This window comes from Arthrobacter sp. 001422645 (assembly GCF_059816125.1).
Genome location: NZ_JCBANT010000015.1, coordinates 78,688 through 99,232, shown reverse-complemented (window position 1 = coordinate 99,232; position 20,545 = coordinate 78,688). Strand labels below are relative to the sequence as shown.

Below are 20,545 nucleotides of genomic sequence, written 5' to 3'. Positions count from 1 at the left end.
GCATGCGATCACGACAGTCGCCAATGTCCCGCAGCTGGAGCAGGCTACTGGCGGCCGCCGTCGTCGTGATGGCCGTGGGGACCTGCGCTCCCGCGGATCCGGGGAACTACGGACGGGAGGACGGCATGAGCAAGGCCCCGGCGGTTCCGCAGTGGTTCGGCGGCTACCTTGACGTGACACTGACCCCGAACCTCCGGCTCCAGGACCTGCCCGCGCAAGGCACCATCACAGCGGTCCTGTCGTTCATCGGAGCCCATCCGACGCAGCCGTGCGAACCATCCTGGGACGGCTATTACACTCTCGATCAGGCCGGCGCCAGACTTGACCTCGAAGGACAAATCAAGTCCTTCCGCGCCGCCGGCAATGACGTCGCGATAGCTTTCGGGGGGCAGCTCGCCACGGAGCTGGCTGTAGCCTGCACCGACGTCGATGCGCTGGTTAAGGCTTACACGGCGGTCATCACAAAGTACGGCCTCGATACCCTGGATTTCGACGTCGAAGGCGAAGGCTTGGCTGACCACTCCGCATCTAAGCGGCGCGCCGAGGCGGTCGCGCGGATTCAGGCAAACCGTCCGGCCGGTGACCCGCTGAAGGTGTGGCTGACCCTTCCGGTTTCGACGGACGGGCTCACCCCGGACGGCGGGACGTCCGTAACATCCATGCTGGATGCCGGAGTGGAACTCGCCGGCATCAATATCATGGTGATGAACTTCGAGCCGCTGGCACCGGGCCGAACCATGCTCGACGCGGCCAAGAGCGCCGCCGAGGCCACGCATCAGACACTCGATGCGCTGTACAGGACCGCCGGTAAACCGCTCGACGATGCGGCCCTGTGGAACAGGATGGGGCTCACGCCCATGATCGGCGAGAACGACGTGAAGGGCCAGGTGTTCACCCTCGCGGACGCGGAGGGCCTGAACAGCTTCGGCCTGGAACGGGGCATCGGGCGAATGTCCATGTGGTCGTCTAACAGGGACACTGCGTGCAGTTCCTCGAGCCCGCGCGAACCGGGCAGCAACGCTTCCAGCAGCTGCAGCGGAGTGGCGCAGGAACCCGGGATGTTCGCGGGAGTCCTGGGCAAATCCTTCACCGGCTGAGCGGCTACCCCTAGCCGGCTACCTGCCTGCGGCCTTGTCCAGCACGATCTGCTGCACGTCGAGGTAGCCGGTCTCGAAGCCGGCGCGGGAGTAGCAGAGGTAGAACAGCCACATCCGCTGGAAAACCTCGTCAAAACCGAGGGCCCGGACGTCGTCCGCGCGGGCCATAAAGCGCTCCTCCCAGAGCCGCAGGGTCTGGGCGTAGTGCTCGCCCATGGCGAGGCGCTCACGGACCCTGAGCCCTGTCTGCTTCTCGGTGATCTCCTCGATGGCCCGGACCGACGGGATGACGCCGCCGGGGAAGATGTACTTGTGCACCCAGGTGTAGCTGGTCCGGGTGGCGATCAGCCGGTCGTGTCCGATGGTGATCGCCTGGATGGCCACCTTCCCGCCGGGGGCCAGGACCCGCTCGATCGTCTGGAAGTACGTGGCCCAGTACTCATAGCCGACCGCCTCAATCATTTCCACCGAAACGACGGCGTCGAACTCGCCCTCCACCGCGCGGTAGTCCTTGAGCTCGATCGTGACGGCGTCGGCGTAGCCTGCCTCGGCGACGCGTTGCCTGGCCAGCTCCTGCTGCTCGCTGGACAGGGTCACGGAGTAGACCGTGGCGCCGCGCGCCGCGGCGCGGAGGGCCAGTTCGCCCCAGCCGGTGCCGATCTCCAGCACGCGCGTCCCCTTGGTGACTCCGGCCCTGTCCAGCAGCCGGTCGATCTTCGCCTGCTGTGCGGCGGCCAGGCCGTCCCAGGCAACGTTGCGCAGCGCATCACCGTTCTCCGGGAAGAGAGCGCTGGAGTACGTCATGGTGCTGTCCAGGAACGTCGCGAAGAGTTCGTTGGACAGGTCGTAGTGACGGGAGATGTTGGAGCGGGTGTTCTGCTCCGTGTTCCGTTCCGTGCGCGGGGTGCGCGGGAGGTAGAGTCCGCGCAGTTTCTGCAGCGGCTCAGGCACCAGGGTCCCCACCCGTGCGGCGAAGACTTCCATCACCGCTGTCAGGTCATCGGCGTCCCAGTCCCCGGCCATGTAGGACTCCCCCAGGCCGATCAGGCCGCCGTCGCCGAGCCGGGCTGCGAAGGCCTCCGGGCGGTTCATGGTCATGACCGGGAAGACCTGGCCCGGTTCGGTCTGGCCGGACGCGGCCTTGCCCAGGACGGTGCCGTCGGGGTAGCGCACCTCCAGCGGAAGGCGGCGCACGGCGGCGCGGAAGATGGCGTCCGCGGCCCGGCCCGCCAGCCGGGCCTTGAGGCTCGAGGGGACGGTGGCAACGCTGGGCCAGACCGCGGCGTCAATGGCTGCGGGCGGCTGCGGCACCATGTAGGGCACGCCTGGGTTCGTCTGAGCGTTCGTGTGCGCCGGGTTCGTCTGCGCCGTGTGGGGTCCGGTCGCTTCGGTCATGGTCACTGGACTGCCTCCTGTGAGGGGTGGTGTGGTCTTTTGATGACGGGCAACTGACGTGCCCAAAGTTTGATTCCCTGCCAGCGGATCTGCGCTGCGACCCGCAGCGGCGCCAGCGGGACGGCGAGCGCCGCGGCCAAGATGTTGGGCACGGTGGATTCGCGGCGGACGCCGTCAACAGTGGCGACGAAGGGCTTCTGCCCTTCCCGCTCCAGGACGATCGAGACGGCGAGCCGCTCCCCCGGTTCCGGAAGCTTCATCCGGTACCGGCCTTCGACGTCGTTGAACGGGGAGACGTAGAACGCTTTCGGGACGGTGGCCCGGCCGGCGTCGTCGGTCTCCAGCAGGTAGCAGTGCCGCTCCCCGTAGGTGTTGTGGACCTCGGCGATCACGCAGCGCAGCCCGCCCGCAGGGTCGTGGCACCAGAACAGGCTTAGCGGGTTGAAGACGTGTCCGAAGACACGGGCGCTGGCCAGCATGGTGATCCGGCCGCCGTCGAGCGTGATGCCCTGGGTGGCAAGGTAGCGCTCGACGTTGCCTCGCAGCGTCCCGTCCGGGTCGCCCAGGTGGTCCGCCACGGAGAAGCCGGCCAGCGGGGCCAGCCAGCGCGGGAGCCTGGGGAGGGCATCGACGTCGACGTACCAGCTGTAGCTGCGGTAGGTGAAGGCGTTATGCAGCGGGGTGCGGCGCACGTGCGCGATGGACGTGCGGTAGATAGCGGCCGATGCGTTCATGAGCCCTCCGCGGGGACGGTCTGCAGGTCAGGATCGACGGCGACGGCGCGGTATTCCTCGTTCAGCGCGACGGCGGGGTCGTCCCACGTGCGGCCGAGCCGCTCCGCGGCTTTAACGCCGGAGAGGGCGCCGTCTTCGTGGAACCCCCAGCCGTGGTAAGCGCCGGCGAAGGCCAGCCGGTCATCGCCCAACGCCAGGATCCCCTGCTGGGCCCTCAAGGAATCCGGGGTGTACTGCGGGTGCGCGTAGACCATGCGCTCGATCACGGTGTCGTCCGCAATCAGCTCCGATTCGCCCAGGCTGACGATGTAGCGCCCCATGTCCACGGGGGCCAGCCGCTGCAGCCGGGTCATGTCGTAGCTGACCAGGACCTTGTCCGGCTGGGCATCGCAGGACGGCAGCCGGTAGTTCCAGGAGGCCTTGGCGTTGTCGCTGGACGGCAAGACGGCGGCGTCGCGGTGGAAGACCGTGTGGTTGACCGAGTACGGCATGCCGGCCAGGGCCTCGCGCTCGGCGGGCGAGGCGTCGGTGAGCATGTCCAGGGCCTGGGCCGGATGTGTGGCGATGACCACGGCATCAAAGTTCTCGGTGGTCACTGTTCCCGTGCGGGTCGTCGTGGTCAGCTCCACACCGTGCTCGTGGCGGCGCACTCCGGTGACAGGGCTGGAGAGGCGGATATCCGGCAAGGTGGCGGCGACCCTGTCCACGTAGGTGCGCGAGCCGCCGGTGACGGTGCGCCACTGCGGTGAACCGGAGACCCCGAGCAGGCCGTGGTGGCCCAGGAAGGTGAAGAGGTAGCGTGCCGGGTAAGCCAGCGCGGTGGTGGGATCGCAGGACCAGACCGCGCTCACCACGGGGGTCATGAAGTGCGAGATGAAGTAGCTGCTGAACTTTTCCCGGGCCAGGAACTCCCCCAGGGTGAGCTCCTGTTCCCCGGCTGGGGTGTCCGCGGCGAGCAGGGCGCGGGCCCTGCGGTAGAAACGCATCACCTCGAGCAGCATCAGCAGGTAGCGGCCGCGCAGCACGGTGGAGGGCCGCGGAAGGATTCCCCGGCCCTTGGCCCGGGCTCCGGCGTACTCCAGCCCGCAGCCGTCGCAGCGGACGGACATGCTCATTTCCGAGTCCTGGGTTTCAATGCCCAGTTCGGCGAAGAGCCGCAGCAGTGTGGGGTAGGTCCGTTCATTGTGGACGATGAAGCCCGTGTCGATCCCGAGGCTGGGACCGCCGGCCTGCCTTACGTCGTGGGTGTGGGCGTGTCCGCCGAGCCGTGCGTCGGCTTCGAAGAGGGTCACGGTGTCCTGCCGGTTCAGCACGTACGCGGCGGTCAGGCCCGCCACGCCGCTGCCAATTACGGCTACTCGCCGGCCCGGGGGAATTCCTGCTGCATCTGACACTGATCTGCTCCTGTTGGCTTTGCCGGAATCGTCCTGGTGAATCGTCTTATGGGCAATTCGTCGCCGGGGGGCTGACGGATGTGTGCGACTTTTCAGCAATTCGCTTCCGTCCAATGTGCCAGAATGAAGCGGGATTGCGGTCCCGCCTCACCGGAACACGCGAAGGGCAAACCCTTGATCAACCCCGTCCATCTGCGGACCCTCGTCGAAGTGACCAGGCTCGGCTCTTTCGCGGCGGCCGCCACGCGGCTCGGCTACACGGCGTCGGCGGTTTCCCAGCAGATGTCGGCGCTGGAACGGGACACCGGCGTCGAACTCTTCCAGCGTTCGGCCCGCAGCATCCAGCCCACCGAGGCGGCCCTGGTCATGACCCGGCACGCGGCCAAGGTCCTCACGGACATCGAGGCGCTGATGGCGGCGGCCTCCCGCACCGGGGATCCCGCCCGGCAGGAACTCCGGCTGGGCATCTTCCCCAGCCTGGCCACCTATGTGCTGCCGCGGCTCCTGGAAAACCCGGCCTGGAAGAAACTCGGGATTGACCTGCGGGTGTCCGTGGCGGAGCCCGCCCAGACGATCCAGGGCCTGCGCACCGGCGGCGAGCTCGACGTCGCCCTCGTGTACCAGGTGGGGCAGTCAGGGCTCGCGTGGCCGCACACCGTCAACCGGCAATGGATCGGCGACGACGACTTCCGGGTCGTGCTGCCGGCGGCCTGGGGCATCGGCACGGAGTCGAAGGTGGCGGCGGACCACCTCTCCGACATGCCGTGGATTGTGCACCACCCCGGCACCAGTGACGCCACCGTGATCGAGCGGCTCTTCGCCAGCTGCAACCTCCACCCGCGGGTGGTCGCCTACAGCGATGACTTCCATGCCAGCCTCGAGATGGCGGCGGCGGGGCTGGGCGCCGCACTGGTTCCCGAGCTGGCCCTGCTGCACCGGCCGGCCGGCGTGGTGGTGCTGGATGTTCCCGAAATCCGGCTGGCACGCAACGTCTTTGCCCTGCTGATCAATGAAAAACAGACGGCGCAGGTCCAGCTGTTCGTCGAACTGCTGGCCGACACCTTCAACTCCTCCACCCTGAAACAGGCAATCGCCCGCAAGGGCTGAGTCAGCGGTGGCTCACCGCCTACGGAGCCGCTTGCGCAGTCCCGTGCCCATCCCGGCGAGGGCGCTGATGATCCGGTGTTTGGCGGGGCTGTAGGGCGGGTAGATCAGTTCCAGAGTGTCCGGCCGTTGCGGCTTGGCCAGGGTGGCCCGTTCGTGCGAGAACGTCCGCAGCGAGTGCTCCCCGTGGTAGGCGCCCATGCCGCTGCCGCCGACCCCGCCGAAGGGCAGGCCCGGGACCATCAGATGCGCGGCCGGGACGTCGAAGCACAGCGCCCCCGAGGAGGTGCGTTCCGAGAAGGCCCGGCGCGTGCCGGCGTCGTTGCTGAACACGTACAACGCCAGCGGCTTGGCGCCGTCGTTGATCATCCGGATGGCCTCATCACGGCCGGCGACCGGGACCAGCGGCAGCAGCGGCCCGAAGATCTCCTCCCCCATGACCGTGTCCCCGGGGGCGGGCCGGAGCAGGGTCGGGGCGAAGTGGCGGCTCGCGGCGTCCCGTTCGCCGCCGTGGACCACAGTGCTGCCGTCGGCGAGGGCGGCAATCCGTTCGAAGTGGCGGTCGTTGACGATCCTGCCGTAGGACCCGCTGCGGGCGGAGTCCGGACCGAAGAGCGCGCCGATCGCCTTGACCAGCTCGCGCTCCAGCGGCACCAGCACGTCTTCGGTGGCCAGGATGTAGTCGGGCGCCACGCAGGTCTGGCCGGCGTTCATGAACCGGCCCCATGCGAGCCGCTTGGCGGCCCTGGCCAGGTCGGTGGAGGCGTCCACGTAGGCCGGGGATTTGCCGCCCAGTTCCAGGGTCACCGGCGTCAGGTTCTCCGCCGCCGCGCGCAGCACCGCCTTGGCAGCGGTTTCCCCGCCGGTGAAGAAGATGTGGTCAAAGGGCATGCCCAGCAGTGCGGTGGTTTCCGGGATGCCGCCCTGGACCACCTCGGCCGCGCCGGCCAGGTACTCCGGAATCCACCGCGCCAGGGCTGCCGAGGTGGCGGGGGCGTGTTCGCTCGGCTTGAGCACCACGGTGTTGCCGGCTGCGAGGGCACCGGCCAGCGGGGCGAGCAGCAACTGCAGCGGATAGTTCCATGGGCCGATCACCAGCACTACTCCCAGCGGGGTCAGCTCGGTCCACGCCTTGGCCGGCTGGACGGCGAGCGGCACTGCGACCGGACGCGGCCGCAGCCAGGCCTCAAGGTTCTTTTCCAGGTGCGCGGCTTCGGCCGTGACAAAGCCGATTTCCGTCAGCAGGGACTCGGTGGCGTGCTTGCCCAGGTCGGCGCCCAGCGCTTCGGCGAACTCGGTGCGGCGCTCGGCCAGCATCCGGCGGAGGCTGCCGAGCTGCTCCAGCCGCCAGGCCAAGGGACGGGTCACTCCGCTGTCGTAAAGTTCACGGGCGCGGGCTACGGCGGGGGCAACGGTTTGCATCCGCCCAATGTACCGGCAGCGGGCGCCCGGCCGGGTGCGGTACCGGATAAAACCTTGCGAATGCTGGAACGGGCCGGTTTTGAGGACTATGTTGAAGATATGAACAAGGTAGCGAGCAAGCACTTCGGAGAGGTCGAGCTCAACCACGGGAGGGACCACAACCTCACCGCCAAGCATGAACTGGCGGGCCAGATCGTGGAGCTTGACCTGAATGTCAATGCGCATGACCACTTCGACGAAGCGGCGATGCACAAAGTTGACTACCGGCTGCGCTTCCTGCCCGAACTCGTGGACCAGGTCCGGGAAATGATCGCCGAGGAACTGGAGCAGGACGGCACCAGCCCCCAGGAGTACCGGCACTTCCACTGCAACGCGATCAAGGACGAGCACCTGAGGACCGTGTTCGGCGTCGAGGATAAGAGCCAGCTCACCGACGCCGTGTTCCTCAAGGCGCTGAAGCTGGGCCACGTGGGCATCTTCCCCGGCCAGCCGGAACGCTATTTCGTCCTGGACTTCACCCTCGGCTCGCACTTCACCGACGAGGTGCTGGTGGCCTCCGCGGACGAGGACGGCGTCGTGGACGACGAGATCCTCTGGGAATCCTGACCCCGGCTTATTTCTCTGCGCCGACCAAAGGCGGCCACCATGGACGATATCCAAACAGGAGACAGCGGCACCACGCGTTCGGTGCCCCTTGAGGGATCCGGATCGCGCACGGTGGACAGAGGGTATTTGCGTACTGCCGCGATGCTGATCTTTGGCGGCGTCGTGATTTCACTGCTGGCCGGCTTGTTTCATGCCGATGCGGCCAGCGCCAACGACCACGTTGCCTCCTTCACCGAGTATGCCCATAGCGACATCTGGACCGCGGTGCACCTGGGCCAGTTCGTAGGCATGGCCCTGTTCGCCGGCGGAATGATTGCCCTGCTGGGCGCCCTGAATGTGCCGCACGGTGCACTGGCCCTGACAGCCCGTTTCGGCGCCCTCTCGGCGGCTGTTTCCATTGCGCTCTATGGCGCGCTCCAGGCCGTGGACGGCGTCGCCCTGAAGCACGCCGTGAATGCCTGGGCGTCCGCTGCAGAGCCGGAGAAGGCAATGCGCTTTGTCAGCGCGGAAGGAATCCGCTGGCTGGAGTGGGGAATGCGCAGTTACCACAGCTTCCTGTTCGGAAGCGCCCTGATTATTTCCAGCGTGGTCATCGTGGCCACACGCCGGGTCTCCCGCACAATCGGCATCCTTATGGGGCTATCCGGCGTGTCGTATCTGGCGCAAGGATGGATCATTGGAACCGAAGGATTCGCAGCCGCGAACGCGGTGCCGACGCTGCTCGGGATACTCCTCACCGTGGTCTGGACCGTTTGGCTGCTTATCAGCGCCTGGCGATTGAAAGAGCGGGCAGGCGCGGACGTCTGAGGACATGTCCTCACCCGCCCCAGTGGTTGAGCCTGTCGAAACCGGGGTTTCGACAGGCTCAACCACTCAGAGGATTTCCGCTCCCCCGGCCGCCGGCTCTTGCTACTTGGCGGCTTCCAGCAGTTCGGCGCGGACCGTCCTGGTGGCCGTGACGAGGTTGCGCAGGGACTCTTCGGTCTCGGCGTAGCCGCGGGTCTTCAGGCCGCAGTCCGGGTTGACCCAGAGCTGGCGGGACGGGACGTGCTTGACGGCGGTGCTGAGCAGTTCGGTGACTTCCTGCTCGCCCGGGACGCGCGGCGAGTGGATGTCGTAGACGCCCGGGCCCACACCGCGGCCGAAGCCGTGGGATTCCAGGTCGTGGACTACCTCCATGCGGGAGCGGGCGGCCTCGATCGAGGTGACGTCGGCGTCGAGGCCGTCGATCGCGTCGATGATGGCGCCGAACTCCGAGTAGCACAGGTGCGTGTGGACCTGGGTGGCGTCCGCGGCGCCGGCGGTGGCGAGCCGGAAGGACTTCACGGACCAGTCCAGGTACGCGGCCTGGTCGGCCTTGCGCAGCGGCAGGAGCTCGCGCAGGGCGGGCTCGTCCACCTGGATGACCTTGATGCCGGCGGCTTCGAGGTCGGCGATTTCGTCGCGGAGGGCCAGGGCCACCTGGTTGGCGGTCTCGCCCAGCGGCTGGTCATCGCGGACGAAGGACCAAGCGAGGATCGTGACCGGTCCGGTGAGCATGCCCTTCATCGGCTTAGTGGTCAGGGACTGCGCGTACCGGGCCCACTCCACCGTGATCGGGGCGCTGCGGGTGACGTCGCCCCACAGGATGGACGGGCGGGTGCAGCGGGATCCGTAGGACTGGACCCAGCCGTGCACCGTGACGTCGAAGCCTTCGAGGTTCTCGGCGAAGTACTGGACCATGTCATTGCGCTCCGGCTCGCCGTGGACCAGGACGTCGAAGCCGAGCTCTTCCTGCAGCTCCACGACGCGCTTGATCTCGTCCTTCATGAGCTGCTCGTACTGTTCAGTGCTCAGTTCGCCCTTGTTGGCGCGGGCCCGGGCAGTGCGGATCTCGCCGGTCTGCGGGAAGGAGCCGATGGTGGTGGTGGGCAGCGGCGGCAGGTGAAGGGCCTCGGTCTGTGCGGCCTCGCGGACCCCGTACGCGGAGCGGCTGAAGTCGGCGCCGGTCAGGGCGGCGGTGCGGTTCCGGACCTCGGCCCGGCGGACGCCGTCGGCGGCGGCGCGGGAGGCGATGATGCGGGTGGCCTCGTCGATGGCGGGCTGGACTGCTGCCTCGTCGGTCAGCAGGCCCGCGAGGGTGACAACCTCGGCGGCCTTCTGGTCGGCGAACGCGAGCCAGCTGCGCAGCTGAGCGGAGAGCTGGACCTCCTCGTCGACGTCGTGCGGAACGTGCTGGGTGGAGGTGGAGGTGCTGATGGCGAGCTTGGCCACGGATTTCTTCAGCTCGGCGATCTTGGCCGCGGAGGCTGCGAGGTCATTGCGCCAGATGTTGTGGCCGTCCACGACGCCGGCAACCAGGGTCGTGTTGCCCAGTGCGGCCAGGGCGGCGGCGGAGGGAACCTCGCCCTTGAAAACGTCCAGGTGCAGGGCGTCGATGCCGGTGGCGGCGAGGGTGCCCAGCTGGCCGTTGAGCGCGCCGTAAGGGGTGGAGACGAACAGCTGCGGGCGCTGTGCCGCGGCGGCGAGGACCTCGTAGGAGCGGGCGACGGCGGCCTGGATTTCCCCGGCCGGGGTGTCTTGGTCCACCACGAGGGCGGGCTCGTCGAGCTGGACCCAGCTGGCGCCTGCGGCGGCAAGCTTCCCCAGCAGTGCGGTGTAGACGGGGAGGACGTCCTCGAGGCGGGACAGCGGGCTGAAGCCGGCAGGGGCGTCATCGGAGGCCTTGCTCAGCAGGAGGAAGGTGACCGGGCCAACGATATATGGGCGGGTCTCGACGCCGTTGAAGAGGGCGTATTCGAATTCCTCGACGATGCGGTTGGAAGTCAGCGCGAAGGTGGTCTCCGGGCCGATTTCCGGGACGAGGTAGTGGTAGTTGGTGTCGAACCACTTGGTCATTTCCAGCGGCTGCTGGTCCTTGTTGCCGCGGGCAAGAGTGAAGTAGCCGTCGATGTCGAGCTGGCCGTCGGCGTCCAGGAGGTTGCCGAAGCGTGCCGGCACGGCGCCGAGGTGGGCGGCGGCGTCGAGCACCTGGTCGTAGTACGAGAAGGTGCCGGGAACGGCGGCGGCTTCGGTGAGGCCCAGGCCCTGGAGGCGCTTGGCGGTGCCGAGCTGGATCTCTTTGGCGGCGGCGTCCAGGGCGGTGGCGTCGATCTTGCCGGCCCAGTAGGCCTCCACGGCCTTCTTGAGTTCGCGGCGGCGGCCGATGCGCGGGTAGCCCAGGATCGAGGCAGCCGGGAACGGAGTGGGGTTGAGCGTGTTCTTTTCAGTCATGGGAAGTCCTAAATGTTGGTGGTGAGGTTAGCTGGCGAGCTGGCGGCGGCCGGCCGTGGGGCGGTGGCTACTGTGCCGGTTGCCACCGTGCCGGTTGCCTCGTTGAGGACGGGCCAGGGCGAGTTTGTCCAGCACGTCGAGCGCAGCCGAGTGTTCGTTGAAGGTGTAGAGGTGCAGACCGGGGGCTCCGGCGTCCAGTGCCGCGTTGGCCAGGTCCACGGTGGCGCCGACCCCGATCCGGGTGCGTTCGGCGTCGGTATCGGCGGCGGCCAGCCGGTCGATCAGTTCCGGGGCCGGTTCGACGCCGGTCAGCTCGCCGAGGCGAGTGAGCCGGCGGATGCTGGTCAGCGGCATAACGCCCGGGATGATCGGGATGGTGACGCCGGCACGGCGGGCCCGGGTCAGGAGGTCCGCGTACTGCTCGGTGTGGAAGAAGACCTGGGTGATGGCGAAGTCGGCGCCGGAGCGCTGCTTGGCCAGCAGCACCTCGACGTCGTGCGCCTCACTCGGGGACTCCGGGTGCCGGGTGGGGTACGCGGCGACGCCGACGGCCACCTTGCCGGCGCAGAGCAGCGCGGAGCGGCGCTGTTCGACGCGGCGGATGAGCTCGATCAGGTCCTGGGCGTAGCGCAGGGACCCCTCGGGCGGAACGCCGCCGTCTTTGGGCTGGTCACCGCGCAGGGCCAGGATGCCGCGCACGCCGACGTCGAGCAGTTCGCCGATGATCTCGGCGAGCTCCTGCGGCGAGTTCCCTACGCAGGTCAGGTGTGCCAGCGGCCGCAGGGTGGTCTCCTGGACGAGGCGGTTGATGAGCTCGACGGCGGTGTCCCGGTTGGAGCCGCTGGCGCCGTAGGTCACGGAGACGTAGTCCGGGTCCGTGCTTTCCAGTTCGCCGATGGTGGTCCAGAGCGATTCCGCCGCCGCGGGCGACCGCGGCGGGAAGAGCTCATAGGACAAGGCGACGGGGGCCGTGCCAGCCAGGTTTGGGTGGGTGTCAATAAGGCTAGGGGGAGACATTTGCGTCCTTGGCTGTGAGCACTGACGGCTTGGCCCGGAATACGGGTGCTGTCGGTGAGTTGAGTTTGGGGAACACGGAGCAAACACCGGCAGGACGCAGCCGCGACTGTTACGCCTGATACGAAGTTGTCCGTGAGCAAATGTCAGGCCCACATGGGGGCACCCACACCCTCCTGGGCCGCCGTGGGGCTGGCCGTGAGCGGAGGATCGCTGACACGTTACTGAGGTAACTTGGATAAGACTCTACGGGCCGCCCGGGAAGCGGATCAAGTCGGCTTCCGAATTAAGACGCACTTTTACGGCATATTTCATGTCTGGGCAGAATATTGTTCGCCACAGGCCCGGTACCGCACCCGGCGGCTGCCCGGCTGCGTCCGGATTTCCGGGGACGGGGAGCCCTCCCCTTTGTGCCCGCGCAGGACTATTCTTTTGCCATGATCCAGCTTCCAGCCAGCTACCAGGAGTATCTCGCCGGCAAGAGCGAGAGTTTCGTTAATACGGTCCGGCCCATTCTGATGCAGTCGGCGGCGGACAAGGCGCACGGAGTCAAGGTGTCCTACAACCGCGGCCCTACCGGCCATCAGGCGCACGTGGACGAATCGCTCCCCTTCGGCACCGTCGTCGAGGACATCGACTGACGCCATTGCCCCGGGAGCCGGCCGGCACTAGCCTCCGGCGGCCCTAGCCCTCCAGCAGGAGGCGCTGCGAGCGGGGTGCCAGCATGCGCTCCAGCACGAGGCAGGCGGCGCCGATCGCGCCGACATCTTCCCCGACGCCGGTGCCGACCACCTCGATCTCGTGGATCTTCCGGGTGGCGCTGCCTTCCCGGACCAGCGCCGGGACCCGTTCCAGATAGCGCTGCGAGAGGCAGCTCCAGAAGGGCCCGCCGAACACCACACGGTCCACGTCCAGTGCATTGGTGATGGTCGAGACTGCCCGGGCTACCAGGACGGCGGAGTGGTCGATGATCTCCTCCGCCTTGGGGTCGCCGGCCGCCGCGGCGGCGCACAGCTCGGCGAAGCTCTCCTGGATGGCGGGGCCGGTCACGGCCTCGAGGGGGCCGTCCAGGACCCCGGCTTCGACGGCGCGGGCCACCAGCACCTGGGGAATGCTGGTGGACTTGACGCAGCCGCGCATCCCGCAGTCGCACAGCGCCCCGTCGGGGTCGACGATGATGTGCCCGATCTCGCCGGCGTTTCCCGAGGTGCCGCGCACCACCTCGTCGTTCAGTACGATCCCGCAGCCGATTCCGGTGCCCATATACATAAAGACGAAGCTGCCGGCGCCGCTGGGGCCGCCGGCCCAGGTCTCGGCCACGGCGGCACTGGTCACGTCCTTGTCCACGATGGTGGACAGCCCGGTGGCCGCGGACAGGGCGTCGCGGAGCGGCACCCGGTCCCAGCCCAGCAGGAGCGGAGGGTCCACAACCGTGCCCTCCTCAAGGTCGATCGGACCGGGCGAGGCGATCCCCAGGCCGGCGATCTTGGATGGGTCAACGCCGGAATCCGCAATGAGCAGCTTGATTTCGGCGGCGATGGTGTCAATGACGGCCCCGGGGTGGTTGCCGCCGGGGGTCTTGATCCGCGAATGCTTCACCACGGCCCCCACCAGGTCCAGCACCACGAACGTGGTCACTGCCGGGTCCAAGTGGACTCCCACGGCGTACATGCCGGACGACTTGAGCCTGAGCATGGTCCGGGGCTTGCCCGGTCCGGTGCCTTCCTTGCCTGCCTCGTAGATCAGGTCCTGGTCCAGCAGCCGGCGGGAGATATTGGAAATCGTCTGCGGGGACAGCCCGACGATCTGGGCCAGCTCCACCCGGCTGAGGCCGGCCGGGGAACGCCGGATGGCATCGAGGATTACCGTGAGGTTAAAGTCCCCCATGCGGGGCAAGTTGGTTCCGCGCCTCGGTGAGGGCTGGCGGATCTCAGTCACTGATAACCCCTAAACGTCTTTGGCCACGCACTGCTTATTCCAGAATCGTACGTTACGCGGGTGTGACCGCCCACACGCCCGCTTCATACACCGGAAGATTTTCGGGTGCTGGCGGTCACCGTGAATTTCGGATTCCGGCCAACTTCCCGGGTGGGACCGATCAGCCGCTGCAGCGCGGGCTGGTAGTGGAGATGGCTGTTGAACACCGTCCAAAGCTCCCCGCCCGGTGCGAGGACCCGCCCGGCCGCCTCGATCAGCTTGACGCCGGCCCCGGCATGAACCGCCGCTCCGACGTGGAACGGCGGGTTGAGCAGGATCAAATCGGCGCTGGCATCCGGCAGCGAACCCATGGCGTCGTCCTGGAGTGCCACAATCTGACCGGCGAGGCCGTTGGCTTCCGCCGTCGCCCTGGCCGAGTCGACGGCGGCGGCGGACTGGTCGGTGGCCGTGACCCGGGAGCCGGGGTTGCCGCGGGCGTACATGGCGGCGAGGATTCCGGTGCCGCAGCCCAGATCGATGGCGTGCCGTGCCTGCGGCATCCGGGGCAGGAACTCCAGCAGGAACCGGGTGCCGATATCCAGCCCGGTGCCGGCGAACACGGCGCCCCGCGCACACACGGTCAGTCCGAGCTCGGCGTTGACTTCGGTGACGGGGAAGGGCTGGGCGCCCGTGGTGGGCTGAGGTCCGCGGGCCAGCAGGATGCGGGATTTCTGCCGGGCGTGCTGGGGCTGGACCTCGCTGAAGTGACGCTCCAGCACGGAGTTCATGCCCAGGCTCATGTGCTTGACCCGGCCGCCGGCCAGGAGTACGACGCCGGGGTCGGCGTGGCGGGTGACGGCGTCGGCAATCTCGTCCAGTTCCGCGAGGGATTTGGGCAGCTGGAGGAGCACCACGGTGGCCCCCGACAGGAGCCCTGGCCCCAGCGGGTGCTGTTCAAAGCCGCCGGTGATGCCCAGCTTCTCGGCGTTGTGCCGGAGGGCCCGCTCACCGGTGATGAGGTCCTGATGCACGCGGACGGGACGGGTCCTGCTGCCGGCGGCGTCGGGGTTGGCGGCGTCAGAGTTAGCGTCGGGGTTGGCGGCGTCGGGGTTGAAGGCGCCGAGCGTGAGGGCGCCGAGGGTCAGCGCACCGTACCGGTCCCCCACGACGGCGATCCGGCTGCCGGGGTGGAGGGCTCCGGCAGCGAGCAAGTCCGCGGCGGTGTCCAGAAGGAGTTTGTCCGTGGCGTCCCAGGCCTGCAGGTTGGGCGCCTCCACGTCCGGGAACCTGCCCATCCGGGAGAAGAGGGAATCAAGAGTGTTGTCCGCCACGCGCGAGCTGCCGCCTTTTGTGAGTCAGGTGTGAGTCGGGCTGTTCAGGCCCGGAGGTTGAGGTTCCCTGCAAACTTATCCTGCTCCTCGAATAAACGCAGGATGACCGCCACCGCTGCCCGCCCGGCCCGGTTGGCGCCGATCGTGGATGAGGACGGCCCATAGCCGATCAGATGGACCCGGGGTTCGGCGGCCACTCGGGTGCCGTCCATGGCGATCCCGCCGCCAGGGCCGCGCAGGTGCAGCGGGGCGAGGTGCTCGAGCTCGGCCCGGAATCCGGTGGCCCAGAGGATGACATCGGCGGCCAGGAAGCTCCCGTCCGCCATCCGCACTCCCCCGGGCTCGATGCCGGTGAACATGGGGTGGCGCTCCAACACACCCCGGGCGGCAGCCGCGCGCAGGGCAGGAGTCCAGATCAAGCCCGTGACGGCGACGACGCTTTGCGGCGGCAGACCCTGCCGCACGCGCTCCTCGACGAGGGCGACGGCGTCGTGCCCGGCCTGCCGGTCGAACGCGGCGTCCCGCCAGACCGGCTCCCGGCGGGTGAACCAGCTGGTGGTGGTGACCTGGGAAATCTCGTCCAGCAGCCCGACGGCGGAGATGCCCCCGCCCACCACCACCACGTGCCGGCCGCGGAACTCCTCCGCCGAGACGTAGTCCGCAACGTGCAGCTGCCGTCCGCGGAAGGACGCCCGGCCCGGGTAGATCGGCCAGAACGGCCTGGTCCAGGTGCCGGTCGCGTTGATGACGGCGCGGGCCGACCAGTCGCCGCCTGACGTGGCGATCCTCAGCCGCCCGCCGGCGTCGTGGTCCTCCGCCGCGACGGACCGGACTTTGACCGGCCGTTCGATGGCCAGCCCCAGTTGCTGTTCGTAGCCGCCGAAGTAGCGGGCCAGGAAGCTCGAGCTGGCTTCTTCCGGGTCGACGGCCGGCTGCGGGATACCGGGCAGGTCGCTGATGCCGTTCACGGTGGCCATGAGGAGGCTCTTCCAGCGGTGGCGCCACGCCCCGCCGGGGCCGTCCTCGGCGTCGAGGACGATGTAGCTCCTCACCGGCCCGGCAGGATTCCGGGCCTCCAGTGCGGTTCCGGCCGGGAGAAAGCCCCGGCGGTGCAGGTGGTAAGCGGCGGCGAGCCCGGCCTGGCCCGCGCCGATCACCACGACGTCGGCGGACCGGACCCGGCCGTCCATCCCTGCGGACATGCTGGTCAGATCTTCTTGACCACGCTGGATTTCAGCTGCATGGGACCGACGCCGTCCACCTTGCAGTCAATGTCGTGGTCGCCGACGCCGTTCACCAGCCGGATCCCGCGGACCTTGGTGCCCACCTTGATGACAGTGGAACTGCCCTTGATCTTGAGGTCTTTGACCACGGTGACGGTGTCCCCGTCGGCGAGGATATTGCCGACGGCGTCCTTGATCGGCTTCGCTTCCTGGTCACCGGGCTCCTGCTCGACGGCGGCCGACCACTCATGCGCGCACTCCGGGCAGACCAGGAGCGCCCCCATCTCGTAGGTGTACTCGCTGGAGCATTCGGGGCACGGGGGCAACGTCTCATTCACGCCCCCAATGTTAGTCGAGCGGGAGGGCGGAGGGGCAGCGGGGCCGCATTGCTAAGCTGCTCTCACCCCACGTGAAGGCGGCGCCTTATGGCCGACAGTCCAGATCAATCCGAAGGTCCGGCCCAGGAAACCGGTCCGGCCCAACCAACCGGTCCTGCCCGGTCCCACAACGGTGATGCCGGGCTGGGCCCGGGCTGGCGTACCGCCGGCCGGCTGCTGCTGGGCGGGTTCCTCATCCTGGCCGGCGTCAGCCACCTGGGCTGGAGCCGGGAGGCGTTTTACGCGCAGGTGCCGCCGTGGCTGCCGCTGGACCGGGACTTCATCGTGGTCGCTTCCGGACTCGTGGAGATCGCCCTGGGCGCGGCCCTGTTGCTGCTCAGGCGGAGGCGGACGGCGCTGGGCTGGGTTGTTGCGGCGTTCTTTGTGGCAGTCTTCCCGGGCAACATTTCGCAGTTCGCCACGGGCACCGATTCGTTCGGCCTCAATTCGGACCAGAGCCGCGGAATCCGGCTGCTGTTCCAGCCGCTCTTGGTGGTGTGGGCCCTGTGGTCCACGGGCGCCTGGAAGGAGTGGCGGCAGTCCCGGAAAGCCCGCCAAACCGGCAAGTGACCAGGTCCGCGGGCAGCCCGCCCGACGAACACTGGCACCAACAAAACACGGGCACCGGATAGTCACGAACCCGGCAAAACAAAGGAGGCCCTGCTCAATGAGCAGGACCTCTTCGGTGGAGCTGAGGGGACTCGAACCCCTGACCCCCTGCATGCCATGCAGGTGCGCTACCAGCTGCGCCACAGCCCCGAATTTTCGTTGCTCCGACTCCGTCAGCTTGCGCTTTCGGCTCCGGCTCTTTGTCCGGATCTCTCCGAAGCAACTCAAATATCTTAGAACAGCCTTTCGGAAAATTCCAAATCGGGCATATTCCGATTTTCCCGCCCTGCTGCTACTCCGATTCGGATGCTGCTGCTGCCTTCGCGGACGCGTCGTCCCCGAGCTGCAGGTCCACGACCGGGCAGTCCTTCCAGAGACGCTCCAAGGCGTAGAACACACGGTCTTCCTCGTGCTGGACGTGAATGACAATGTCGCCGTAGTCCAGCAGGACCCAGCGGCCGCCGGAACGTCCTTCACGGCGGATCGGCTTGAGCTCGAACTTGGAAAGTTCGTCTTCGATGCCGTCCACAATGGCGTTGACCTGGCGCTCGGACGGTGCCGAGGCAATCAGGAAGATGTCGGCCAGGGCCAGCCGTTCGCTGACGTCCATTGCGATGATGTCCTCGGCCAGTTTCTCCGCGGCGGCTCGGGCGGCGTGGCGGGCTGTGGCGATGGATGATTCTGTTGCAGTCACGGGACTCCTTGTTGGGTGAAAAGTTGTTGGGCGAAAAGCTTGTGTTGTGAAAATGAGTGGAGCGGCCGGCTGCCAGGACAGCAGAGCCTGGAACGGTAGTTGCCTAGCCGGATAGGCCGGTAACAATGAGGGTGATGCCGGCGATCAGGGCCATCACGCCGAGAATCAGCACGACCAGTTGCACGAGGCGGAGCCGGCGCGCCCGGCCGAGGCCGGCGGTAGCGGCGTCCAGGGGTTCGAGCCCGTTGGCGGCATTCGCGGCGACGGGCATCCTGCCGGTGAAGTCCTCCTCCGGCTGGACCGCGGCCGGATTTCCCGCCGGCGTCGACGTGGCCTGGGGCGCGGAGGCGGCCTTGGCGGCCGCCTCGGCGCGGGCCAGCACCCCGCCGCGGCTGCTTGCGGATGCCGCAGTCCGCTGGCGGGACGACGCCGGACGGCGGTTGCCGGACTTCCGGGGCTGCTCGACCCGGGGTCCCGGGTTGGTGGCGACGGGAACATGCGTCGTGGCAGGGCGCTTCATGACGGGCCGCTCCACGCCGGGGACCTGGACAAACTCCAGGGGTGTGACCATGGCCAGGTTGTTGGCCGTGGTGGGATCGTTCCGCACGGGCTCCGGCTTGTTGTTCTGCTCGGCCAGTTTCTGTTTGGCGGCGGCGCGGCGGTTCAGCACGGCGGCCCGCTCGGCGAGGGCGATCTGCTCCGCCAGAACGGCCGGATCGACGGCGTCGGGGTCCGTGGCGTTGATGTGCTCCATTTTGGCCAGCTGGTTCTGGGCCTGCTGGGCCAGAAGTTCGCGTGCGGCCAGGGCCTGCTCCACGGTCATTCCCTCGGGACCCTGACCGCCGGTGGGTCCGGCGCCGCCGTCGGGGCCACCGCCGGCGGGAACGGACTCAACACCGGGACGGGCTCCCCCGGCTGCCCCGGGCTGGGTAACAACCGGCGTGGACCGCGTGCGCGGAGAAGCCGGCACAATCATGTTGGCGGAAGTGGCCGGGGCTGTTTCCGCCGCCAGTTGCATCAGCCGCAGCTGGCGCCGGGTGGGCGGTCCGCCCCCGGCAAGGTTGCCTTCTTTTTCGGCCAGTTCCTTGATGGTGCGCAGCGTGGCCCGGTCCCGGGCGCGGACCTGGGAGGACCGTTCGGAGCCGGTGGTGCTGCGTACTGTGTCGGCGGGGCCCGGAATGCGGCGGCGGCCGGTGATCTCGGCCTCGGTGGGCTCTCCGGGGTCTACAACGTCGGCTGGCCGCGGGTCTCCGGAATCAGGAGCCGTCGGCGCGGGCTCCTTCGAGGCTGGAACATTTGAGGCAGGGGGAACCGCGGCGGCACCCGGGGTGCCGGCCTCCTGGTTCGCTTCCAGGCGTTCATCTCTGGCCTGTCGCAGTTCGCGACGGCTGCGGATTGGTGGCTGTTCCTGACTCATTGCAAACTCATTCGGTGCTGGCGGGTTGGGCTATCTCGGTGCTTCGGTCATAGCGTGCGGCGCCATTGCCGGCGGAGGTGTCTCCGGTCTCCGGATCTCCCCCGTACAGTCCGTACTTGGCGATGTACTGGACCACGCCGTCGGGCACGAGGTACCAGACGGGGTTCCCGGCGGCCACCCGGGTGCGGCAGTCGGTCGAGGAGATCGCCATGGCGGGAACCTCGAGAAGGCTGACGTCCTTGCGGCCCATCCCGTCCAGGACGTGGCCGGGCCGGGTGACGCCGACGAAGTGCGCCAGAGACCACAGTTCGTCGATATCCTTCCACGACAGGATCTGGGCCAGGGCGTCGGCTCCGGTGATGAAGAACAGGTCCGCGTCGGGGCGCAGCGTGTGCAGGTCCCGGAGGGTATCGATCGTGTAGGTCGGCCCCGGCCGGTCCACGTCAACCCTGCTGACGGTGAAGCGGGGGTTTGAGGCCGTGGCGATCACGGTCATGAGGTAGCGGTGCTCGGCCTCGCTGACCAACTTGTTCATCTTCTGCCACGGCTGCCCCGTGGGCACGAAGACCACTTCGTCCAAGTCGAACTTGGCCGCGACCTCGCTGGCCGCGACAAGGTGGCCGTGATGGATCGGGTCAAACGTGCCACCCATCACACCCAGACGCAGGCGGCGCTTGGCGCCGCGCTGCTTCACGGTGGCGGAAATATTAGTGCCCTTGGCCGTGATCGTGCTTGTTCGGGTGCTGGCGGTGCGGATCCGCGTGCTCCTCGACAACTTCGTGGCGCCTACCCAGGTTGGAGTAGGACAGCGTGATAAAGAGCATGATCATCAGGACCGCAAACATGACGCCGCCGATGACGAACGGCGGTGCAATCAGCGGCGCCAGTTCCTCGTGGCCTGATTCGCCTGCGGCGGCGATGATGGTGGCGATCTGCTGCGACAGCATGTTCTCCCCTAG

The 20,545-nt window shown here is 68.0% G+C and carries 20 protein-coding genes and 1 tRNA gene; 6 read left to right on the top strand and 15 right to left on the bottom strand.

Annotated elements, in window-relative coordinates; all coding sequences use genetic code 11:
- Window positions 1–2: 2 nt before the first annotated feature.
- Entirely contained in the window at window positions 3–1,097 is a 1,095-nt protein-coding gene (locus tag AC6EUH_RS15015) for a chitinase (RefSeq protein WP_156367567.1), read from the top strand.
- A gap of 18 nt (window positions 1,098–1,115) precedes the next feature.
- On the opposite strand, the gene AC6EUH_RS15010 is transcribed toward AC6EUH_RS15015, so the two are convergent.
- Genes AC6EUH_RS15010 through AC6EUH_RS15000 form a run of 3 tightly spaced genes read right to left on the bottom strand, consistent with a single transcriptional unit; the run spans window position 1,116 to window position 4,620 of the window.
- Complete coding sequence (locus tag AC6EUH_RS15010; RefSeq protein WP_442853894.1) at window positions 1,116–2,498, bottom strand: class I SAM-dependent methyltransferase; 1,383 nt, start codon at window positions 2,496–2,498, stop codon at window positions 1,116–1,118.
- Window positions 2,495–3,226: a DUF1365 domain-containing protein gene (locus AC6EUH_RS15005; RefSeq protein WP_056429771.1), complete on the bottom strand. Its 732-nt coding sequence runs from the start codon at window positions 3,224–3,226 to the stop codon at window positions 2,495–2,497. Before AC6EUH_RS15005 ends, AC6EUH_RS15010 begins: the two co-directional genes overlap by 4 nt.
- Window positions 3,223–4,620 (bottom strand): NAD(P)/FAD-dependent oxidoreductase, encoded by a 1,398-nt coding sequence (locus AC6EUH_RS15000; RefSeq protein ID WP_499739150.1) that lies wholly within the window; start codon window positions 4,618–4,620, stop codon window positions 3,223–3,225. Before AC6EUH_RS15000 ends, AC6EUH_RS15005 begins: the two co-directional genes overlap by 4 nt.
- 174 nt (window positions 4,621–4,794) lie before the next feature.
- On the opposite strand from AC6EUH_RS15000, the gene AC6EUH_RS14995 reads away from it, so the two are divergent.
- Window positions 4,795–5,727 (top strand): LysR family transcriptional regulator, encoded by a 933-nt coding sequence (locus AC6EUH_RS14995; protein ID WP_056429775.1) that lies wholly within the window; start codon window positions 4,795–4,797, stop codon window positions 5,725–5,727.
- Window positions 5,728–5,739: 12 nt separating this feature from the next.
- On the opposite strand, the gene AC6EUH_RS14990 is transcribed toward AC6EUH_RS14995, so the two are convergent.
- The gene (locus AC6EUH_RS14990; RefSeq protein ID WP_499739149.1) at window positions 5,740–7,146 is read right to left on the bottom strand and encodes an aldehyde dehydrogenase family protein; all 1,407 of its coding nucleotides are present in this window, start codon (window positions 7,144–7,146) and stop codon (window positions 5,740–5,742) included.
- A 99-nt stretch (window positions 7,147–7,245) separates the two neighbouring features.
- Between AC6EUH_RS14990 and AC6EUH_RS14985 the strand changes: the two genes are divergently transcribed.
- Together AC6EUH_RS14985 and AC6EUH_RS14980 are read left to right on the top strand one after the other, a co-directional pair.
- Window positions 7,246–7,752: a DUF2004 domain-containing protein gene (locus AC6EUH_RS14985; protein ID WP_056430052.1), complete on the top strand. Its 507-nt coding sequence runs from the start codon at window positions 7,246–7,248 to the stop codon at window positions 7,750–7,752.
- A gap of 39 nt (window positions 7,753–7,791) precedes the next feature.
- Window positions 7,792–8,559: a hypothetical protein gene (locus AC6EUH_RS14980; protein ID WP_499739148.1), complete on the top strand. Its 768-nt coding sequence runs from the start codon at window positions 7,792–7,794 to the stop codon at window positions 8,557–8,559.
- A 102-nt stretch (window positions 8,560–8,661) separates the two neighbouring features.
- On the opposite strand, the gene metE is transcribed toward AC6EUH_RS14980, so the two are convergent.
- On the bottom strand, window positions 8,662–11,004 hold the full coding sequence (metE, locus tag AC6EUH_RS14975) for a 5-methyltetrahydropteroyltriglutamate--homocysteine S-methyltransferase (RefSeq protein ID WP_499739147.1): 2,343 nt from the start codon (window positions 11,002–11,004) through the stop codon (window positions 8,662–8,664).
- 27 nt (window positions 11,005–11,031) lie between these two features.
- On the bottom strand, window positions 11,032–12,021 hold the full coding sequence (locus tag AC6EUH_RS14970; RefSeq protein ID WP_056429784.1) for a methylenetetrahydrofolate reductase: 990 nt from the start codon (window positions 12,019–12,021) through the stop codon (window positions 11,032–11,034).
- A gap of 434 nt (window positions 12,022–12,455) precedes the next feature.
- Between AC6EUH_RS14970 and AC6EUH_RS14965 the strand changes: the two genes are divergently transcribed.
- Window positions 12,456–12,659, top strand: a complete 204-nt coding sequence (locus tag AC6EUH_RS14965; RefSeq protein ID WP_499739146.1) for a hypothetical protein — start codon at window positions 12,456–12,458, stop codon at window positions 12,657–12,659.
- Window positions 12,660–12,702: 43 nt separating this feature from the next.
- Here AC6EUH_RS14965 and AC6EUH_RS14960 read toward each other — a convergent pair whose 3' ends face one another.
- The 4 genes from AC6EUH_RS14960 to AC6EUH_RS14945 form a co-directional block, all read right to left on the bottom strand.
- A complete protein-coding gene (locus tag AC6EUH_RS14960) occupies window positions 12,703–13,905 on the bottom strand; it encodes an ROK family transcriptional regulator (RefSeq protein WP_499739145.1) in 1,203 nt (400 codons plus the stop codon).
- A gap of 134 nt (window positions 13,906–14,039) precedes the next feature.
- The gene (locus tag AC6EUH_RS14955; protein ID WP_499739144.1) at window positions 14,040–15,266 is read right to left on the bottom strand and encodes a class I SAM-dependent methyltransferase; all 1,227 of its coding nucleotides are present in this window, start codon (window positions 15,264–15,266) and stop codon (window positions 14,040–14,042) included.
- 44 nt (window positions 15,267–15,310) lie between these two features.
- Window positions 15,311–16,468, bottom strand: coding sequence for an NAD(P)-binding domain-containing protein (locus AC6EUH_RS14950; RefSeq protein ID WP_499739143.1), 1,158 nt, complete (start codon window positions 16,466–16,468; stop codon window positions 15,311–15,313).
- A gap of 5 nt (window positions 16,469–16,473) precedes the next feature.
- A complete protein-coding gene (locus AC6EUH_RS14945; protein ID WP_056429792.1) occupies window positions 16,474–16,827 on the bottom strand; it encodes a zinc ribbon domain-containing protein YjdM in 354 nt (117 codons plus the stop codon).
- Window positions 16,828–16,914: 87 nt separating this feature from the next.
- Here AC6EUH_RS14945 and AC6EUH_RS14940 point away from each other — a divergent pair, with 87 nt between their 5' ends.
- A complete protein-coding gene (locus AC6EUH_RS14940) occupies window positions 16,915–17,436 on the top strand; it encodes a DoxX family protein (protein WP_499739142.1) in 522 nt (173 codons plus the stop codon).
- A 116-nt stretch (window positions 17,437–17,552) separates the two neighbouring features.
- Here AC6EUH_RS14940 and AC6EUH_RS14935 read toward each other — a convergent pair.
- The 5 genes from AC6EUH_RS14935 to AC6EUH_RS14915 form a co-directional block, all read right to left on the bottom strand.
- A tRNA-Ala gene (locus tag AC6EUH_RS14935) sits at window positions 17,553–17,625 on the bottom strand.
- A gap of 142 nt (window positions 17,626–17,767) precedes the next feature.
- The gene (rsfS, locus tag AC6EUH_RS14930) at window positions 17,768–18,169 is read right to left on the bottom strand and encodes a ribosome silencing factor (protein ID WP_056429794.1); all 402 of its coding nucleotides are present in this window, start codon (window positions 18,167–18,169) and stop codon (window positions 17,768–17,770) included.
- A gap of 103 nt (window positions 18,170–18,272) precedes the next feature.
- Window positions 18,273–19,586 carry a hypothetical protein gene (locus AC6EUH_RS14925; protein ID WP_499739141.1) on the bottom strand — a complete coding sequence of 438 codons (1,314 nt, stop codon included), beginning with the start codon at window positions 19,584–19,586 and terminating at the stop codon, window positions 18,273–18,275.
- A gap of 7 nt (window positions 19,587–19,593) precedes the next feature.
- Window positions 19,594–20,238, bottom strand: a complete 645-nt coding sequence (gene nadD / locus AC6EUH_RS14920; RefSeq protein ID WP_056430062.1) for a nicotinate-nucleotide adenylyltransferase — start codon at window positions 20,236–20,238, stop codon at window positions 19,594–19,596.
- Window positions 20,239–20,293: 55 nt separating this feature from the next.
- Window positions 20,294–20,533 (bottom strand): hypothetical protein, encoded by a 240-nt coding sequence (locus AC6EUH_RS14915; protein ID WP_056429796.1) that lies wholly within the window; start codon window positions 20,531–20,533, stop codon window positions 20,294–20,296.
- Between the last annotated feature and the right edge of the window lie 12 nt (window positions 20,534–20,545).

Coding starts and splice junctions, on each gene's coding strand:
- AC6EUH_RS14925 (WP_499739141.1), bottom strand. CDS start 19,586: ATGAGTCAGGAACAGCCACCAATCCGCAGCCGTCGCGAACTGCGACAG.
- AC6EUH_RS14960 (WP_499739145.1), bottom strand. CDS start 13,905: ATGGGGGACTTTAACCTCACGGTAATCCTCGATGCCATCCGGCGTTCC.
- AC6EUH_RS15005 (WP_056429771.1), bottom strand. CDS start 3,226: ATGAACGCATCGGCCGCTATCTACCGCACGTCCATCGCGCACGTGCGC.
- metE (WP_499739147.1), bottom strand. CDS start 11,004: ATGACTGAAAAGAACACGCTCAACCCCACTCCGTTCCCGGCTGCCTCG.
- AC6EUH_RS14985 (WP_056430052.1), top strand. CDS start 7,246: ATGAACAAGGTAGCGAGCAAGCACTTCGGAGAGGTCGAGCTCAACCAC.
- nadD (WP_056430062.1), bottom strand. CDS start 20,238: ATGGGTGGCACGTTTGACCCGATCCATCACGGCCACCTTGTCGCGGCC.
- AC6EUH_RS14915 (WP_056429796.1), bottom strand. CDS start 20,533: ATGCTGTCGCAGCAGATCGCCACCATCATCGCCGCCGCAGGCGAATCA.
- AC6EUH_RS14980 (WP_499739148.1), top strand. CDS start 7,792: ATGGACGATATCCAAACAGGAGACAGCGGCACCACGCGTTCGGTGCCC.
- AC6EUH_RS15015 (WP_156367567.1), top strand. CDS start 3: ATGCGATCACGACAGTCGCCAATGTCCCGCAGCTGGAGCAGGCTACTG.
- AC6EUH_RS14940 (WP_499739142.1), top strand. CDS start 16,915: ATGGCCGACAGTCCAGATCAATCCGAAGGTCCGGCCCAGGAAACCGGT.
- AC6EUH_RS14950 (WP_499739143.1), bottom strand. CDS start 16,468: ATGTCCGCAGGGATGGACGGCCGGGTCCGGTCCGCCGACGTCGTGGTG.
- AC6EUH_RS14965 (WP_499739146.1), top strand. CDS start 12,456: ATGATCCAGCTTCCAGCCAGCTACCAGGAGTATCTCGCCGGCAAGAGC.
- AC6EUH_RS14990 (WP_499739149.1), bottom strand. CDS start 7,146: ATGCAAACCGTTGCCCCCGCCGTAGCCCGCGCCCGTGAACTTTACGAC.
- AC6EUH_RS14970 (WP_056429784.1), bottom strand. CDS start 12,021: ATGTCTCCCCCTAGCCTTATTGACACCCACCCAAACCTGGCTGGCACG.